Below are 18,262 nucleotides of genomic sequence, written 5' to 3' on the forward strand. Positions count from 1 at the left end.
TTTACCCAAGGATATCAAAAGAGAGGGGGACTCTAATTCGTTACAATCGCAGATCCGGTAGGAGTAGTCCGTGACAGCCCACTAAAGTTGCTGCGACGAGTAAGCATAAGGTATAGGGCGATCAAAAGTGATAGGAATGCTGTCGCACCAAGTAGTGATGCCGCCGGCACTGATGTTCCAAAGATCCCCAATATGAGGCCTATAAGCGCAAAGCCAATCGAATAGGAGCCATATAGAGCCCCAAAGGCCTCGGCGTTTTGCCCCTCTGAGACAGTCGCACCAATAGCCAATGCACGAGCAGTGTTTATAGGAGCTACAAAAAGCCCAGCAATAAACGTAGCAATAAGAATCGACAAAAGGCTGTGCAGGGTCGTCAAAACCACTACCCCACCAGAAAGACCCAAGAGAAACAGGGCCAGTCGGACTCGAATATCAATACGCGATAACGAATGAGAAAAGGCAGTTGCAACCGTTCCACCGGTAATGCTGCCAAGTGAAATCATCGCAATGGCCACTCCGGCAAATCCAACACTTTGATGATTCTCCAGCAAAATGGAGGGTATGGCGATGATGAGCCCACCTTCGGCAACTCCCTCTCCCGCTGAAGCTAAAAAGATCCACAGGCGAGACTTGGAAAACCAAACGCTTTCACCCTTACTCTTGAGCTTCAGCGAGCCGCCTTCAAAAGGATGGCTACCCCTTAAAACCGTTGAATCAGCGTTCGAATTTTGGTTTTTGGTCTCAATACGGCCGCTTCTCTTGAAATAGAAGGCAACTCCAAGACCACCCAGGCTCACAAAAGAAGTGACTATAGCGCCAAAGGCCGAACCGCCGAGAACAACGGCAAACGAGACGACTATTGGCGAGACCAAGAAAAAGACCTCCATTAGCGACGTATCTAGAGAAATCAGGCGGTCACGAGATTTAGCACTGCCTTTGAGCACCTTTGGTCCATCCAAAACAATATTTCGAGAGATACCAAATAAACCTGCTCCGATTCCGCCAATCAAAAGGGAAGATAGTGCAAGAACGCCAAATACAATCGGGTTTGAAACATGGGATGAGAGAACTCCAAATAATCCCCATATAAAAATTAAAGGAAAAAGCAGTCGTATCAGAGCCGAATTTGGATCGATAGAATCACCCAACTTAGCCAGTCGAGACGAAAGAAAGATCTCGCCAATGGTGAAGGCTGAAACCATGAACGAACCCATTGCCAAGGCACTCTTAGTTTTACCCTCTGAAATTACCAACGCAAGGGGGGCCATTGCGATTGGAACCCTAGCTACATTTGCCAAACCCAGACGTCCAAATGAAATGCCTGGAAATGAATCTCTTACCTTTGTGGACGCCACCGAGAAAAATGGACGCACGATATCACTACCTCTTTGAATCCCTTGGGGATTATTATTGACCTTCCACGACGGCGAACTTAATCGACCTTGTCACCACCTATTACTTAGAAAAACCAAGATTAGATGGGAGCCAGCGGCTCAGCAGAATTTATCTTACGTCTACCACTATAGTCGCTCTAGCGTCAGGCCTATCCTTAGAGAGTTCAACAAATCGCCTGGCAATATGGTCATGGCAACTAAAGACTATCACCTGGCGATCGTTGGCGATGGCTATCAAGATTTTAACAATTTCATCTAGTCGCAAACCATCCTGATGGGCGAATGTTTCATCCAGGATAAATGGCAGGTTAACAAGATCGCTCCCAATCCTTACCTTTCGCGTTTGCCCAGCGCTAAAGCGTGTTATCAGGTATGCCAGGTCTGCAGTTCCCCTTGATAGGTCTTTGAACGCCAACAAAGTGCCATCCATCATCTCAAGACCAGATCGATCCAGATCATAGTGAACCCTGACATAACGTCCGCCTGTCGCATCCGTAATGAACTTCGACGAAAGTTCAGAGATCTCCCCTATGCGCTCGCTAGCATATCTCCCCATGGCCGACTCTAAGATCTCGCGGCTTCGAGCGTTGATATACCATTCCCTAAGTCGGCCAACAAAACGCGCCTTTAAAAATTCAATCTCGGTGCTCAGGGTAGTCATTTCATCGTCGGTCGCTAAAAGTGAACTTTGACTTCGAAGCTCACCTAGATCTAAATCAATCTTAGCCACGGTATCCTTAGCGACCAGTTGCGAGGCCTCTAGGTCGGAGACGATCCTATCTATTGCATCCTTTGACGCGACATGCTCGGACAAAAATAGACTCCCATCTAGCCGGTGAGAGAGGCTCCGAAGCTCACTTTCTAAGACTTTCATATGAGCACGCCTGTCAAGTAACCAGCGCTGTTGCTCAAGGTGTCTCTCTAGTTGTTCCATGTTCGAGGGGCCAAACGTTTCGATGGCGTTCTTAACCTCTTGAGAGAAGATCTGAAGTCGAAGTGCTTGGAATTGAGCACTTTTGGCTTCGAACTGTCGGTCAAAGTCGTCCTTAGCCTCAACTATCGATGTCGCTTGGTCCAACACAGCCAAAATAACATCTCTTTCAAACGAGAGATTATCTATTGCCAAAATCTCACAGAGCTTAGAATAAGATGCCTCAAAGCTATCAGTGATCTCACGTCCGCTTTTACATTCGCTACTCATCCGAGAGAAGTTCGAGAGATCCTCAATCGCCCCTTTGAGAGCCAATGAGCCTTTCTCACTCAAGAAATAGTCAATCTTATCGACACCCATTTCAGAGAGGCTCGCCGCTACATCGTCCCGAGACCTCACCCATGAACCTGTCATTAGCGTGATTTGATCTTCTAAAGAGTCCCGTTCTTCTGCCTTTTGTCTTTGTAGTGAAAAGATATGGCCAAGTCGATCAGCAAGGCTCACCATCGCAATAGCTTTATCTCTGATAGCTCCAAACTCTATCGACCCCACATAGACGCTCCGAAGATCACCTGCCAACTTATCGATCTGTCGATTTAACGCATCCACCGTACCTAGAGCGTTCCCCAATTTGAGACCGTTGAAACGATTGCTGGCAAAAAAAAGAACGAAAACACCAAAAGCAATGAGAGCAAATGACAAAAGAGCTCTCAGAACCATCGCAGCTCCGGAAAACAAAAAGATAGATATTGCTCCAAGTAGAGAAAGTACCAGAAAGTAAGGAGCGAACCTTAGGACCCCTCTAGTCCTAGACGCCACATCTTCGGCCAATCCTAGAGTCGATCCATATTCGACCTTGCGAGCCTGCAGCGCAATGGCTTCGTCGCAGAGGGAGATAATGGTAGATATCTCTTGATTCAGCTGCGTCGAGAACTCCCTCGAATTCAAGGTGTCACAGCTCTTTATCGACGGTAGGTCAAAACCGCCGAGTGCAGCCATTTCCCTGTTGAGCTGGACATCAAGATCGATCAGTACATCCAAGGTTCGATCTCGAGCGCCTTCGATTGAGGTGATTTGCGCAAGTTTGCCTCTAATTCGAATCAATTCTCCCTCAATTTTCCCCAACATCTCAAGCTTGAGCGGGCTAATAAAGGGGAGACCCTCGACACCCAGTGTCTCTTGGATCTCCCCCTCCAAGCGTTTTAGCGACTCCTCGATAGCGTTGTTACGGGCTTTGGCACGGAAGTAGAGTTCGCGATGCGTCCTCATCTCTTCAAGCAACAAACGAAGGGAGCTTCTGTCAATATCTAGGTTGCCCAGCTCGTCCAAGGAGCTAAGAGCCTCAAGTTCCGCCTTTATGGCTTCATAGTGTCTAACCCTAAAGTCGTTCTCGCTCAAAAGTTCTCGTAGCTTAAATACTTCTGCATCCGTTAATATCCGCGTATCCACAAAGGGCAAAAGAAGAGCGCGTAGGTTGCCGACCTCAGCCTTAATCTCGACTAGTTTGAGGGCAACTTCGTAATTTCTAAGTTCAACTTCAATTTCGTTTAGACCTTGAACTGCGTGACGACGCTCTTGAGTCAGTCGATCGATCGTGGCTAATTTGTCGTCATAGCTCAAAGACCGCCCGAACAGCTCTCTTTTTTTATCTTCTAGCTCTCGGAACTCCTTGGCCATTGACGACAGCGTATCGATGCCAGTGGCTCTTGGTGGCCAAATTCCATCACTATTCGAAGCGTATTTTTTGGCCAATTGAGTGGGGTTTTCACCGCCACCTACCAACCAAGCGCCGGCCATCATCTCTGCAGTGGTGGCCATCGCTATCTTCTCGTTCAAAATTTGCGCCTCTGGGGCGATCGAATAGACGCTATCGAAGGTAAGTGAATCGACTCCAATCAGGGTCCTTCTAATATAGTCCTGATCAACAAGGGTGAAGGTCCCGGGAAAATCATCCGGTGAAGCCCCTGGGTTAAGGTCAGAGCGCAATCTTACAAATATCCGATGACTAGCCTTGTGACTTTGAGCCTCCCTTTGGAGTTCATAGACCATATCTCCAACCCCTATGGTCAAACCTGCCTTTATAGGATAAGACAAAAATTCGCTTCCAAATAAAACAAAGGAGACGACCCGTCGAAGTGTTGACTTTCCTGCTTCGTTTGGTCCGATAACCACATTTAGTGCCCCGCCAAGTTGTAAAGACGAAACTCCTAAAGAGCGCTTGTCTAAAGCACCAATTTGATCCGCCCATATAGTCTTGACGTGAACACTAATGGAGTTGGAGGTCATCTAGCGAGCACTTTCTGTCCGAGCCTGGAGATTGATCAAGACCTCTCCGATAACCCTGCGATCCAGTTCTGCTAGGTTAAAGCCATCTAGGGCATCGCTGCTAGAAAAAGTTGCTCTCACGAGGGCTATGATTTCGCTAGAAACCTTTGACCGCTCTCGAAGACGGGACAGCGAAGTTAAAATTGCCTCCGTCGTCGTCGTGGTTTCCCCTGTACCAAGGTGGCCTCCGTCGGTATTGAAATCCTCGATTAGCAAACTCAAAAAGCCACCTGATTCCGAAATTGAAACTACGTCGATCTCATCTAAGTCAAAATACGAGGCTGTCTCATCACGTATCGACTCCAAAATGACAAAATCCCCGCCACCCCCAGATACAATTTTGTCACCGAGCAAATCCGTATATTCCCTAAGGTGTTCTGCGATACGAATCCTCGAGCTAACCCGACCATTCAAAACCACCCTCAATAAAAAGCGACGCGATGGATGCGAAGTCCCCTCCAAAAGTGTAGATATTTCGCTTGAGACAACCCCATAGATGTAGTCCATGGCATCAAGCGGATCCTCACCCAACTCTAGAGATGAGAGGTCTACCAAGATTTTCTCAAAACGAAAGGTGCCCAACTCGACAAATCTCAGCACGGGAGTAACCTCAGGGCGAATTGAAACTACCAAAGCACCCTTAGCACCCTGTTCGGAAGATTTAAAACTCCGCCCCTGAGTAGTGCCTGAATAGACAACCATTGGCCTTTGCGAGAGCACCTCAAAGGAATGGATGTGGCCAAGCGCAAAGTAATCATATTCGAGACGAGTTATATCGTCCAAATTTGCAGGTGCATAGGGGGCATGTTCTTTGACGCTACCAACATTGGAGTGCAATATGCCAACAGTAACCGCAGATCCATCCAAAGCACTCTTGTGGAGAAACATTGAAGCTAAGTTTCGGCTCTCGTTTCGTATTGAGTAAGAGACTCCAACAACATTGACAACCAGACCGCTGCGGCTAGGGAAAGTAAGAACTTCGGGCTCAGAACTATCAAAAATCGTCAGATTACTAGGAAGATTAGACGAACGCAGCCATTGCTCATCCAGAGGATCATGATTTCCCAAGGCCACACAAACCCGTATCTCGTGCTCAGACAGAGTGTGCACGGCATCCAAAAAGGCCGCCCTTGCTCTTACGCCGACGGAAACACCATCGTAAAGATCCCCGGCTATGGCTACAAAATCACATTGCAGATCGATCGCATTGCGTACAAGAGAATTTAATGCCGAGATAGAGGCTTGCGTCGCAGCATCACGGACTCTTGGGCCATAGCGATCCGCCAAGCCGACAAATGGAGAGTCGAGATGGAGGTCGGACGCGTGTATAAAAGTCACAACTTGGTCGTTCATCTGTTATTTGTTCTCACCTGTGGAGCTATAGCTCGACATTTGACATTCCACATTCCCAAGTCAATCGTTGCCTAAAGCCGACAGTTGAAGCTAATTCCTACTCAGGAAGAGTCCTTGCTCATGGCACTCAGTGGTTGCCCTTCTAAAGCATGACCGCTATTTAAGTAAATATCAGAAGCTACGACTTTAAATACGATACTATCAAAGAGATGTAACAAGAATTGATTTTGGCTCGACTCTAAAATCTACAGGCTAAAGCCAAACCACTTAGCAGCTACAGTTCAAAACTCGAGAAAAGATCTAAGCTAGCGCGCTCTAAAGGGAATTACAAAATACCTAGAATGGCCAAAACTGTCCATTCGAAGATCATTTCGCCTGCTAGTCTCAATTTGAAGTCCAAATTTACCAAGCTAAAAGTTGCGTCTAACGACTGAATTTACCATTTAGACTCTAATTGTTTACCTTTTGTTAAGGTATCCCAGCCTAAGGACGGCGCAATTTGAAGAGAATTTTCCAACGCTATCTTGCTACCCGTGAAATTGCAATTGAAACCGTAATTGACCATCTTGGTAAAAGTGACCTCTTGAAGGCACAGTCTCCAACTTCCATTCGCCAACGAAGAATTCTCTTAGATACTTTGGATTGGCGATTTGCGAGTCACGGGTGGCGTCTCGAACTTCAAGAGATTCCGAAAACTTCCAAATGTGAGCTCGTATTAACCGACGAAAAGGGTGTGAGCTTTCGTGGTGAATATACTGGAAAGCCCACAACCTCGAGTCACCCCCAACCAATCTCAATTCAATCATGCAGTTCGAAAGTGCTAGTCGAAAGAGTCAATGAAGTTGCCCTAGAGATGGCGGTGATCTCAATCGTCGAAGTTGATACCAACCATGCCGAACTGATCCATATTGATTCACATCAACGGCGGGACGCAAGCGTTGAGATCATTGCCAACCCAGCTGCCTTTGAGTTTTGGCTCCATCTAGAGTGCGATTCAGACGACAACGAGTTGATGGACCGCATTCTTGACTTTCTCAAGCGGGCGATGGGGTCATTTTGGAGGGTCGCCCCCAGCCACGACTATTACGATAGCGCACTCAGAAGTGCCAATCGAGCACGCGGCGATTTCGCGGTAAAATTTAGCGTCATTCCAAAAGCAAATGAAAACGTTGCACTTTCGATGTCTACATACCTGTCAAAATCACTCCGAAACGCCAAACTAGCCCTGGATGTCGCGAAACTTCGCGCCGACCAAGAGTCACTTCATCATCTTCGGGTCATTTTGCGTTCCACCCGAGCGATCCTAGAACCCGTGGTCAAAACTTTCAACTCTAGTTCGCTTGAAGATCTGCTCTCAAATGTAAAGTCAATCGCACAAGCCACAAATTCTGCCCGCGACATCGATGTAATAGTCACGTACTTTGGAGAGACCTCTCCGTATAACCCATTCCTGCACAAGCTCAAAGAACGTCAATCTCAGATAAACGAGACGTTAGAACGCGAATTAGAGGAGAGGTTCGTGGCACTCGAAAGCATCTGGCAAGCCAGCATTGCCAAGCTCATCGCGGCATCATCGGGAACCTTCAAAGGGCCGGATGGGAAACTGGAGATAGCCAGTACTCAAACCAAAAAATTCGTCGAAAAAACTATCTCGATGGCAAAAAGCGACTGCCAAATTACGGTTTCAGAGATAGCAAAGAAAAATGATCCATCCTCCCAAGAACTACACGACCTTCGTAAAGACTTCAAACGCCTGAGGTATCTAAGCGAGACCTTCGCCAGCGACAATACGGCTACCACCAACACTGATATCTTTCTCTCCAAAGTTCTCCAAACTGAACTTGGTCTATTTCAAGACGCCACAGTAAGGATGGAGTTTTTAGAGCAAGAAAAAGAAGGACTCGAGGACTCAAATGACCTTGCACCACTTATGTCGCTAATCAATCAAGCACAAACCTCACTACAAGAGACGAAAGCCTCTTCGGTCTTGGCATTGGTGGAACTCTCTGGCAAACCTGGTTGGTCGCACCCATCGCAGATCTCTAAAACTAACAAGTCCAAAAACAGTAAAAGAGCAAACACTTCAAAATCTCTAAGTACCACTTCGAAAAAACACGGCTCCAAGACGTTATGAAGCTACAGACAACGAAAAAAATCCGCCCTAGAAGCACCCAGACAAAGGACGACAAGTGAAGACAATCGCGTTTTACAACCAAAAAGGAGGCGTAGGTAAAACATCATTAGCGATAAACTACGCATACCTCGCCTCCCGGTCGGGCCTTCGAACATTGCTTTGGGATCTAGACCCACAAGCGAGTGCCACCTATGTTCTTAGAGTTAACGAAACCCTAGCGCCAAGGGCCAAGGCGCTTTTAGACAAAAATGTCTCCTTGGAAGATTTAGCCATACGCACCAACTACCAAAGCTTATTTATCGTTCCGGCTTCGAATGCGCAACGACTTCTCTCAGAAAAAATCTTCGATTCAAACTCAGGCAAAAACACGATCTCTAGGGCAACATCATCTGCCAAAGGATCGTTTGATCTTGTCGTAATCGACTCGCCACCCAGCTTAAATAGCCTCTCGGATTCAATGCTGGCCGCAATTGACCTCCTTGTGATTCCCCTACAACCCAGCCCACTGGCTACTCACTCACTGGAAGCGCTGTCGTTACATCTAGAAAAGATCAAGATGATCGATCGAAGTTTCACGGTCTACAACATGGTAGATATCCGCAGAAATGCACATAGAGATGCGATCTCAAATCACGAAAAACTTTCCAATATTCAACTTCTATCGAGCTATATTCCCTATGCGGCAGAGATGGAGAAGATGGCGATCGAACGAGCACCGATTTTCGAAATGAATGGTCCCCATAGACTTGCTATCGCAATTGAATCGCTCTATTTTGAGATTCAGAGCAAACTCGAAAAAATAAAAACTCGCCCTAACAAAAAAGAGTAGTAAAGGTGTGATAGTCAACTTTACATAAGAAGCTTAGAGTCAAATATCTAAGATCAAAGAGAGGTCTAGACTCCGCCGATTTATGAGAGTTTAGACAACGATGCCCGGTAGCTCAACTTTATACTGAACAAAACTCCAACCACACAAGAGATTGACACGAGCAAAAAATCAACCACAAAACTACCAGTAGAACTTTCTACAACTCCTGCCAGCTGTGGACCAACAGCCTGAGTAATTCCAAAGAAAAGGGTTACCAAGGCAAAAGTTCTTGCAAAATCAGAACCACTTTGAAAGTCCGAGATATATGCAGCAACCAAATTCGGGATACCCGACATCCCTAAACCATATGTGATCGCTCCCACTATAACCAATGGGTATGCCCCTTCTACGACAGCCACCCCAGAAAAAGCCATACATATGAAACCACCTACCATAACAATGCCACGATTGGAGATCGAATCGCTAATTCGCCCAGCAAGCACCCCACCAAAGATCGATATAAAACCAACGAGAGCAAAGATAAACGAAGACCATCCAGCCGAATAGTTGTGGTCGTGTTCGAGAGCTGTCACAACAAAGGTCAAAAATATCGCTTGAGCCAAGCCATATGCCATATATGCACCAAAAAGAAAGTTCTGTTCCGGTATTGGTGGAACGTGAGAGGGTTTTACGTCAGAATCTGTCACTTCGAAGAGGTCTACAACCTTTTGTTCACCCTTTAATTTCAATAGCGCAATCAGAGCACTCACCAGGGCAATGAAACCTTCAACATAGAGAATTATCTTCCAAGACCATAAGCCCCCCAGATTCTGAGTCATTCTGGCAAATTGCGCTTCGAGTGTGATGGCGATTCCTATCCCGGCCCCAGTTAGACCCATGGCCCATCCCTTTTTTTCAACACTTACTGCAGAGGCTGCCAATCCAGGAGATTGGATCCAGATCATCGCCCCTCCGAAACCCATCAGGACCATCGCAAAAAAGAAAGTGATGAACGAATTTGTAAAGGCAAAGATCAAAAGGCCACTTGCAGAAAGGAAGAGACCCACACGAATGAGAGTAATGTTGGAGATTCTTCGGGAGTTCAAAGTTACAAAGGTAGATCCCAGCAAATACGAGCCCACGTTTACCGTTCCTAGAGTCCCAGCCAAGGCGACAGAGTGAATAGTCGTACGCACCAAAGACGGAATGATAAGGCTGTAACTAAACCGACCAAATCCCTGTGCAACTGCAGCAAAGAGCATCGACAATCCAATAATGGCTCCCGCACTCTTTGGTCGGGCAACTCTGGTCTCCAATTTAATCCAATCTAAATTTATCTCCAGACCACTCTTGATAGTGATCGACGGGTCGGCACTCAAGAGCGAGCAAGTGGATGTGCATCCTAAGAGACACCAACTCTATCGCACACAAGACACTGAAAGGGAGGTCAAAGATCTATTTAGCCTCTAGTTTGTTTCAAGATAAAAGTATGATCTTTTGCCTCGCAAAAAAAACTGAACCTTAAAAACACTGCGGCTGTGTATCTGGCAGCTTTGTCATTGATTTAGCACAGTTACCCGCCCCGCCAGTAACTCTAGAAACTTGAGGTTGTTAGGTTCAAATCGATAGTTCAATGCGCTGACACAAAGCGCTGACACAAAACAAAGCTTGAAAACTGAATTTCGACCAGCGAAGAAACATCCTTTGAAGCAAAAAGTTATCGTCACTCATTGCCATATCTTAAAATTAGGATTATCGCCCATGACTACCCGACCCTCGTATTAGATCTATCCGATGGAATTTGCCAAGACGCCTTTAGCATGAGTAGCAGTGTCCCTTGTTGCAACGATAAAAGACCACCTATATCGTTTGGTTAGTTGGCTCAAAATTTACTTCGATCGCAATTCGCCCCTTGGGCCAATGCGGCGTGTCCACTTTTTATCCACAGTAGGCGACACTTTTACAACTGTCGCTTTAGCTGGGTCACTTTTCTTTTCGATCTCACCAAACGCTGCTCGCTCGAAAATCACCCTCTACCTTTTGCTGACCGTAGCGCCATTTGGAATTGTGGCACCATTTCTGGGTCCGATACTGGATAGAAATCGCGGTTCTCGACGATTTTTAATCTCAATGTCACTCATAGTCCGGTGTGTGTTGATGTTCTTCATGGCTCGCGACATCAAAAGTCTTTTGCTCTTTCCGGAGGCCTTCACGGTCCTGGTAGCCTCCAAGACGTATTTGGTAGCCAAAGCCGCATTAATTCCCGATCTCGCAAAGCAGATTGACTTCAAACCGGAGGTCCAAAAGTCTCGGAGATGGAAGAGCGGCCAAAACCAAAGCGGTAACCCAAATTTAGTTGCTGTCAACTCAGGAATCTCCCTCCTAGCAGCAGTATCAGGCTTTTTCGGCGGTGCCATTGCAGCCGGAATATTAAAGACCCCACATCTAGGTTCGCCTTGGGTTCTTAGAGTCGGTCTGGTGATATTTGCCTTTGGCGTCACCCAAGTTAGACACCTACATATAAAGCCAAGTCGCCCAAGAAGAGAAGGAGACAACCCCCAAAAACCCAGCGATCCTACTACAGACCCCAATCGAAATCTTAGATTGCCGGATGATCAAAATTCACAATCAGATGAGCCATCTGATGGAACCGCCCGACCTCGATCTCCCCAGTCAGTCCTACTTGCGGCAGCTGCCATGTCGGTACTTAGAGGCTCTGTAGGATTTTTCACCTTCTTCATAGCATTCAATCTCAGACGTACACACGCTCCTGCCTATTACTTCGCACTGATTCTTGCGGCCTCAGCTGTGGGTTCTGCAACGGCCACCGCCTTGACTCCTAAAATTAGGCGCTTGATGCAAGAGGAGATCCTCCTCATCACCGGTTTGGTCTTTGAAGCCGTACTCGGAGTTGTTGGCGCTGCAATCAATAACCGCCAAATAGAGGTACTTCTAGCGCTTATAATTGGATTCGTCGCATCTTCTGGAAAGCTCGCCTTTGACTCTTTAGTTCAATACAACGTTGATCCACTGCTCCAAGGACGAGCATTCGCAAGATTCGAAACTCGATTTCAACTCTCCTGGGTTGCTGGAGGTTTGATCCCAACTATCGTAGTGCTTCCAATAGGAGCAGGAGACCTGACCCTCGCATTTACCGCAATCGTCGCGGCTACTTCCTTTGCATCCGGACGAAATGCGGTTAAAAATATAACCAGATAGTCCTGCGAAACCATATTCGTCCAAACGATGACCTTTTCTATGGACAAAGCAATTCTATGATATACCCATGCCAATTTATGAACTATTTGATCGGATACCAAAGATCGCCAAGAGCGCCTACGTGCATCCAACTGCAACGATCATCGGCGATGTAACCATCGGAGAAGAGTCCACCGTCTGGCCAAATGCAGTGCTGAGAGGCGACTATGGATCAATCATAATCGGATCACAAACGTCGATCCAAGATGGTACCGTGATACACGCAACAGAAGAATTACCGACGATCATTGGCGATAGAGTTACAATCGGCCACATAGTGCACCTCGAAGGATGCACCATTGAAAGTGATTCGTTAGTGGGGTCCGGTTCGATCGTATTACACAGAGCTAGAGTCGAGTCTTTCGCACTCGTGGGGGCAAATGCGGTCGTAGTCGCGGATGTGACAGTCCCAACCAGAGCGATGGCGCTCGGAATCCCGGCCAAGATTTACCCAAATCGTACAAACGAAGTCGACTTTAGCGACGCAGTGGATAAGTATGTACAAAACGGTAAAAAATACAAGTTGGGGCTGAAAGAAGTTACCCAGAGCTAGTACTCCACCTCGAACAAGCAACTTGGCATATCCGCAAACCGCCTAATAGTGACCATCAGAAAGCTATGCAGAAATCTAGGTCAAACGCCAAAATGGCCTGGTACCGATGAAATTCACCGATACCAGGCCATAGCTTCATGATTCTCCTAGCAAGATGATAAGTGAACTCGTGCCAGCGGATTGATCACCTTATGACGTTCACGTGAAATTGCTTTTTCAAAAGAGTCGAATCAAGTTTCTTCAGGGTGCAATACCTGTTGTTCTTAGTTTGCAACCGAAGCTACGATTGCTTGAATTCTTTGAGCAATCTCTGGAGTCAAACTAGAAAGAACCTTAATCGATTCCATATTCTCATTTACCTGGGCGATCGAGGTCGCACCTGTAATTACGGTGGAAACGTTCGGATTCAACAGACACCAAGCAATTGCAAGCTGCGACGGCGTCGCACCAATCTCAGCTGCTAATTTAGCTAGTTCACCAACAACATTGTTCTTTGATGGATCGGTCAAACTTGGAGTAAGCCATTCATAGCCACTAAGTGCACCACGCGATCCTTCGGGAATTCCGTTGACGTACTTTCCACTCAGGAGCCCCGAAGCCAACGGAGACCAAGTTGTCGTGCCCATCTTGAAGTCTCTAAAGATCTCTTCATATTCGACTTCGACACGCTTACGATGAAACAGATTGTACTGGGGTTGCTCTGTCACTGGCTTATGAAATCCGTAACGATCTGCGATCTCATAGGCGTTTCGAATCTCGGCGGCGGACCATTCGGAGACGCCCCAATAAAGGGCCTTGCCACGATCGATGATATCGTTCATAGCTCTAACGGTCTCCTCGATTGGAGTCTCAGGGTCTGGCCGATGACAATAGGCGATATCAATAAAAGAAAGTCCCAGTCGTTCCAACGATCCATCGATTGCATCCAATAAATATTTGCGATTTAGAGTATTGCGCTCGTTGACGCCGTCATTTAGTCCCCAAAAGTACTTAGAGGAAACGAGATAAGAGTTACGCCGCCACTTCAACTTCCGTAGCGCTTTACCCATCAGTTCCTCAGATTGACCTCCTGCATATGCTTCTGCGTTGTCAAAGAAGTTCACACCGGCTTCACGAGCGACTTTCATCGTTGCAACTGCCAAATCCGTATCGACGGCAGTTCCAAAGGTTACCCATGACCCGAGAGACAAGGCTGAAACCTTAACCCCCGACCTTCCTAATCTTCTATATTCCATCTTCGTATCCATTTCATATTTACCAGCAATCAATTATGCCGAACCAGTCATTCTTGCTATCTAATTAAACGCTACCGTAGATAGATGCAAGTCATGCCTTTGGAAAATAGCATCATACTTAAAACGAGCAAGCCAAAAACAAATCAGGCGATTCTAGACACGCGCAAAGGCAACGAATCTTTCGCCTATTCGCGTCACATCAACATCTATCCCAAAGATCTCGCCCACGACACTCGAGGTCAAGAGGGCATTTTTGTTACCGTCGACAACCTTTCGAGCACTATTGATACCAATGATGCGATCAAAGGCCGGGGGAATCTCCTCTAAATGGTGTGTGACTAGTCCAATAGTTAGAGCGGGATTGTTGTGAGCAATCCTCTCAATTCGATTCACCAAAGCCTCACGTGCCCCAAGATCAAGACCCGCCGACGGCTCATCCAAAAGCAGAATCTCGGGCTGTGAAACAAGTGCTCGAGCTATCGCTACCTGCTGGCGCTCACCCATAGAAAGGAGCGAGAAATTTCTCCCGCTAAGAGGATCTAACCCCACAAGTTCAAGCAACTCATGTGCTCGTGCCTCATCTTTAGCAGTCGAAGCAATCCACCAGGGTGAAAATACTTGATCGATACCACTTAGTACGCACTGTAGAACCGTCATCGCACCGTTGAGCCGTTCAATCACCGAACTTCCACAGAGTCCAATGCGTCTCCTCAGGGTACGCATATCGGTGCGCCCTAGCAGCTCAGATAAGATTACAGCCTGGCCACTAGAAGGACGCACCGTGCCACTGAGAACTGTCAGCAAGGTAGTTTTTCCGGCGCCGTTGGGCCCAAGAATCACAAATCTGGCCCCCAAGTCAATCGATAGGTCGAAATCTAACAGCAGATCTCGCCCCCCAGCCTTTACGCCAACTCTCCGAAAATCGATCGCTAGATCTTGCATTGAATTCAAAACGTCCCCTCAGATAATTTGCTACCATTGCAAATCCGTCAAATACTCTACAATGGGCCAAGAGTTCTCTAGGGGATCTCCCCGAGCCATCATTGATGGCCAAAGAAACCGCCTCAAATAAGACCACAGAGTACAAACTCGCCTATTGAAGTATCAATCGAATGCATCGCTATGCATTAGAATAAATCTAAGATTTGGCTCATCCCGCTAAAAGGTAGACGGCAAAGATAGCGACCCCTATCCCAATGAGTTCCCGCGCGGAAGGCTTATACCCACTAGCAAATACCGTAATTATCAGGGTAACCATGGGATAGAGGGCGGTGATAGCCACGACGGTCGGTGCTTTTCCTTGCTTTAGTGCAACGAAAAACAGAAGATAACCAATGACACCCGAAACTGCTGCCAATACGGAAGGTGTGGTTAATACAGGCCGCACTTTGAAAAGTGCAGGCACCGCGATCAATCCTTCAATTATAACAACCGATGCCCATAAGCCAATTGGAGAAGCTCCTTTGGATGCACGCCCGGAAAAAAATCCCCAAACACCCCATCCAATGGATGAGAACACAGCAAGCAGAATCCAATTTTGCTCAATCTTGGCTAGCATCAAATCGCCTTCTATCAAATATTCTTATAATCCCAAGGAATCACGTTAGAGGAAATATTGGACGAAAGTTGAAGAAATCAGGAAAGGTATTGGACTAATCTGCCGAATAACTACATATAGGTAATTTTCAAACTCGCAGGTCTGGTGAAACGAGACAATGAACCTGGCACAACCAACGAGAGTGGCTCACCCCATTTCGAAGGCTTTCGAAGCTATCGCTTCGTCAGTTCAGTTAATTCTAGATCATTTTGGCCTCGACGGAGGGTTCCTTCTTGCGAGGCAAAGCTTCTCGCGATCTCAGGTCTCGGGAGTTATTTTAAGAAAATTTGGGCGATCCTTTGGCGTTCTTAATGGTGACGAAGTACGCATTGCGCCAAGATATTCTCAATTCCAAGATAACCCCACCAAGGTGATCAACCCTTCATCCATTCTCGCCTCGCTTCTCGTCCTTGACAAAAGCGAACAGCCTCTCTGGCTGGAGGTAAACGATGCCTTCCATGTCGGTCCCATAAGGCTGATGGCTGCACTGTCGATAATGCCGGAACTACATGACCTAAACGAGCACCAACTGATTATCTATGACACCCAGCAGTCCATAATCTCATCTGAAGAGATCTCACTTGCCCTGCTTGGTATTGGGCCTCTGGTAGCGCAAATCATCGCGGACGGCTACATCGCGGCGCGGCGCGAAATTCAAACATCTATAGTCCTAAGCGAAGCCGAAAGAGATCCCCTCACGGACGTTCTGAACCGATTCGGTTGGGAACGAGCGATCGATCACCTTCGAAGTGAGAAACCAGGCTCGATCTACTCTGTGGTCACCTTTGACCTCGATAACCTCAAGATAATCAACGATACATCGGGTCATTCAAGTGGCGATCGATATATTGCGAAATTCGCTCAAGTCTTGAAGAACGCTGTCCGAGACAACGACATGGTTGCGCGGGTTGGTGGAGACGAATTCGCAATTTTGGCGCCAAAAATGAATGCATCGAGCGCACGAGACTTTTCGCTTCGAATCGAACAACAACTAATTGCGGCTGGCGTATCCGCTTCCATCGGCCATGCCTCTGGAATGACCCCATTTTCGATCGAAAGGCTCCTCGAGGAATCGGATCGTATGATGTACCAGAGCAAAAGATACAAAAAGACCATCGCCATGACCGGCACCCTCTTTTAAATTCCAAACTAAGCATTATTAGCTTGCCATCGCTCTTTATGATCCGTTACAGGCAAGCGAGTCGTACAAACCCGAATCTGAGCCAAATCAATGCCAGCGCACTTCTGGAGAAAGTGTTGAAATTAGGACAAATATATCCAAAGGCGACACTCGACCAGAAAGGGCCAAAATTAGGGCAATAGCCCAAATCCTCTTCAAGAAAGAATTAGAAGAATACATTTCTAGCCACAACATGACAATTTGATTACGATCCCAAGCAGATCACCCAAGTAGGCCTCAAAGTGAAGTACAGCCTTCATCAGCCCACAAATTTGAGAGCTGTCACCTATTTGCGACAATGAAACGATTTAACCATTAGGTCATAAAAGATCTAGAAACTGCAGAAATTAGGCGAATAAGCACGAAACACACGCCCCTTTGGGAGTTTCTCCGTCAAAGTGCATGAAGACGACTAATTACCTTAACCATGGAAGCTCAACAAGAGATACAAAGGCACCATTGAGGCCGTTGAATTGGACAGTTGGACTCTTCTCACCCGAAGGAGGCCCGACCTATTTGCAACAAAGTCCAGCGGCTCGATTCTCGGCTTCAACTCCTTTTTAGAGCATTCCTTAGCTGGCCCTTGTCAGGGTCGGGCCCAAGCGATGGAATCAAACGCATGCATTGGTTCGTCCTTGCCTCTCATGGGCATATTATTGTTCCAACTAGACAGAATAAAAAAAGGTTGATATAATCTCTCCCTATCCAAAGCGATGAAAATCGTTAGCCCTACTTTCGGCAACCACCCCATGAAAGCCCAGGTCATGACCATATTGGTGTCTGGATTTGGGCACTACAGTTGAGCAATCACCTTCTTGGTTCGAGCTAGCGTATCTACTACTCCAAGAATAGAGTAGATCTCTTTTTGGGTAGAGTTTGGAGTAGAGGAGATACGAAGGTTATGTAGACGTTTGTTATCATCTAACATCGTTACGTTCAAGCGGCTATGGGTAGACACTTGAGCAAGAATGCTGTGAACACTTCTTTTGTCACCGGCTTGAGATAAGCTAAGTGCAATTGCTCCATAGAGGTGATAAGCAACTACTGAGATAAATAGATGAGCAGCGGTACGACTAGCTAGTTGGTGATAGATCGGTCTCATCCCAAGATTGCTCTTTAGGGCTTTGAATGCATCCTCTACCTTTGTTAGGGTCATATAGAGCTTCCAGATCTCTTCTGGTTCTAGATCGTTCCTATTGGTCTCAATCACATATGCACCATAGAGAGTCTCAGCTGCTTCTTTTACTTTTGGTTTCTCGGTCAAAACCAGCTCTTTGACTTTTTGGTCATCGCCAGTTATGGCATCTATCTCATAGCGACGTGCAATAGAGCGATGCTCTTGCTTTAGCTTTCCTATTCTTGAAGCCACAGTTGTGGCATTGGAATATTGACCACGCTTAACTGAGTCAGCTAGTTTGTCAAATGCACTCTGGAACTTAGTTTGCATACCTCTAGCAATTGCCTCTTCTTTATCCCTGCGACGCTCTGAGATAC

The 18,262-nt window shown here is 46.8% G+C and carries 13 protein-coding genes; 5 read left to right on the top strand and 8 right to left on the bottom strand.

The window, feature by feature from the left end; translation table 11 throughout:
• Positions 1-32: 32 nt before the first annotated feature.
• From AXFE_RS06965 to AXFE_RS06975, 3 genes are all read right to left on the bottom strand, one after another.
• On the bottom strand, positions 33-1,373 hold the full coding sequence (locus AXFE_RS06965; protein ID WP_052605173.1) for an MFS transporter: 1,341 nt from the start codon (positions 1,371-1,373) through the stop codon (positions 33-35).
• 130 nt (positions 1,374-1,503) lie between these two features.
• Entirely contained in the window at positions 1,504-4,611 is a 3,108-nt protein-coding gene (locus AXFE_RS06970) for an AAA family ATPase (RefSeq protein ID WP_052605174.1), read from the bottom strand.
• Positions 4,612-6,003: a metallophosphoesterase family protein gene (locus AXFE_RS06975; RefSeq protein WP_052605175.1), complete on the bottom strand. Its 1,392-nt coding sequence runs from the start codon at positions 6,001-6,003 to the stop codon at positions 4,612-4,614.
• A 499-nt stretch (positions 6,004-6,502) separates the two neighbouring features.
• Here AXFE_RS06975 and AXFE_RS06980 point away from each other — a divergent pair, with 499 nt between their 5' ends.
• Together AXFE_RS06980 and AXFE_RS06985 are read left to right on the top strand one after the other, a co-directional pair.
• Positions 6,503-8,137, top strand: coding sequence for a CHAD domain-containing protein (locus AXFE_RS06980; protein ID WP_052605176.1), 1,635 nt, complete (start codon positions 6,503-6,505; stop codon positions 8,135-8,137).
• Between the two features lie 55 nt (positions 8,138-8,192).
• A complete protein-coding gene (locus tag AXFE_RS06985; protein WP_052605177.1) occupies positions 8,193-8,966 on the top strand; it encodes a ParA family protein in 774 nt (257 codons plus the stop codon).
• A gap of 80 nt (positions 8,967-9,046) precedes the next feature.
• Here the strand turns inward: AXFE_RS06985 and AXFE_RS06990 are convergent, their stop codons facing one another.
• On the bottom strand, positions 9,047-10,261 hold the full coding sequence (locus AXFE_RS06990; RefSeq protein ID WP_152625917.1) for an MFS transporter: 1,215 nt from the start codon (positions 10,259-10,261) through the stop codon (positions 9,047-9,049).
• A 514-nt stretch (positions 10,262-10,775) separates the two neighbouring features.
• Here AXFE_RS06990 and AXFE_RS07000 point away from each other — a divergent pair.
• Both AXFE_RS07000 and AXFE_RS07005 read left to right on the top strand, forming a co-directional pair.
• Positions 10,776-12,164 (top strand): MFS transporter, encoded by a 1,389-nt coding sequence (locus AXFE_RS07000; RefSeq protein WP_052605180.1) that lies wholly within the window; start codon positions 10,776-10,778, stop codon positions 12,162-12,164.
• A gap of 67 nt (positions 12,165-12,231) precedes the next feature.
• The gene (locus AXFE_RS07005; protein ID WP_052605181.1) at positions 12,232-12,756 is read left to right on the top strand and encodes a gamma carbonic anhydrase family protein; all 525 of its coding nucleotides are present in this window, start codon (positions 12,232-12,234) and stop codon (positions 12,754-12,756) included.
• Positions 12,757-13,019: 263 nt separating this feature from the next.
• Here AXFE_RS07005 and AXFE_RS07010 read toward each other — a convergent pair whose 3' ends face one another.
• From AXFE_RS07010 to AXFE_RS07020, 3 genes are all read right to left on the bottom strand, one after another.
• Positions 13,020-13,991: a potassium channel beta subunit family protein gene (locus tag AXFE_RS07010; RefSeq protein WP_052605182.1), complete on the bottom strand. Its 972-nt coding sequence runs from the start codon at positions 13,989-13,991 to the stop codon at positions 13,020-13,022.
• A 153-nt stretch (positions 13,992-14,144) separates the two neighbouring features.
• Entirely contained in the window at positions 14,145-14,933 is a 789-nt protein-coding gene (locus tag AXFE_RS07015) for an ABC transporter ATP-binding protein (protein WP_052605183.1), read from the bottom strand.
• A gap of 208 nt (positions 14,934-15,141) precedes the next feature.
• Positions 15,142-15,549: an EamA family transporter gene (locus AXFE_RS07020; protein ID WP_052605184.1), complete on the bottom strand. Its 408-nt coding sequence runs from the start codon at positions 15,547-15,549 to the stop codon at positions 15,142-15,144.
• Positions 15,550-15,706: 157 nt separating this feature from the next.
• Here AXFE_RS07020 and AXFE_RS07025 point away from each other — a divergent pair, with 157 nt between their 5' ends.
• On the top strand, positions 15,707-16,729 hold the full coding sequence (locus AXFE_RS07025) for a GGDEF domain-containing protein (protein ID WP_052605185.1): 1,023 nt from the start codon (positions 15,707-15,709) through the stop codon (positions 16,727-16,729).
• An 832-nt stretch (positions 16,730-17,561) separates the two neighbouring features.
• Here the strand turns inward: AXFE_RS07025 and AXFE_RS07035 are convergent.
• On the bottom strand, positions 17,562-18,262 hold a 701-nt coding region (locus AXFE_RS07035), incomplete at its 5' end, for an IS1634 family transposase (RefSeq protein WP_152625919.1).

The organism is Acidithrix ferrooxidans, assembly GCF_000949295.1.
Lineage (GTDB): Bacteria > Actinomycetota > Acidimicrobiia > Acidimicrobiales > Acidimicrobiaceae > Acidithrix > Acidithrix ferrooxidans.

Excerpts from the sequence above, each read along its gene's own strand:
- AXFE_RS06970 (WP_052605174.1), bottom strand. The coding sequence starts at position 4,611 with ATGACCTCCAACTCCATTAGTGTTCACGTCAAGACTATATGGGCGGAT.
- AXFE_RS06975 (WP_052605175.1), bottom strand. The coding sequence starts at position 6,003 with ATGAACGACCAAGTTGTGACTTTTATACACGCGTCCGACCTCCATCTC.
- AXFE_RS07005 (WP_052605181.1), top strand. The coding sequence starts at position 12,232 with ATGCCAATTTATGAACTATTTGATCGGATACCAAAGATCGCCAAGAGC.
- AXFE_RS07010 (WP_052605182.1), bottom strand. The coding sequence starts at position 13,991 with ATGGAATATAGAAGATTAGGAAGGTCGGGGGTTAAGGTTTCAGCCTTG.
- AXFE_RS07015 (WP_052605183.1), bottom strand. The coding sequence starts at position 14,933 with ATGCAAGATCTAGCGATCGATTTTCGGAGAGTTGGCGTAAAGGCTGGG.
- AXFE_RS07020 (WP_052605184.1), bottom strand. The coding sequence starts at position 15,549 with ATGCTAGCCAAGATTGAGCAAAATTGGATTCTGCTTGCTGTGTTCTCA.
- AXFE_RS07025 (WP_052605185.1), top strand. The coding sequence starts at position 15,707 with ATGAACCTGGCACAACCAACGAGAGTGGCTCACCCCATTTCGAAGGCT.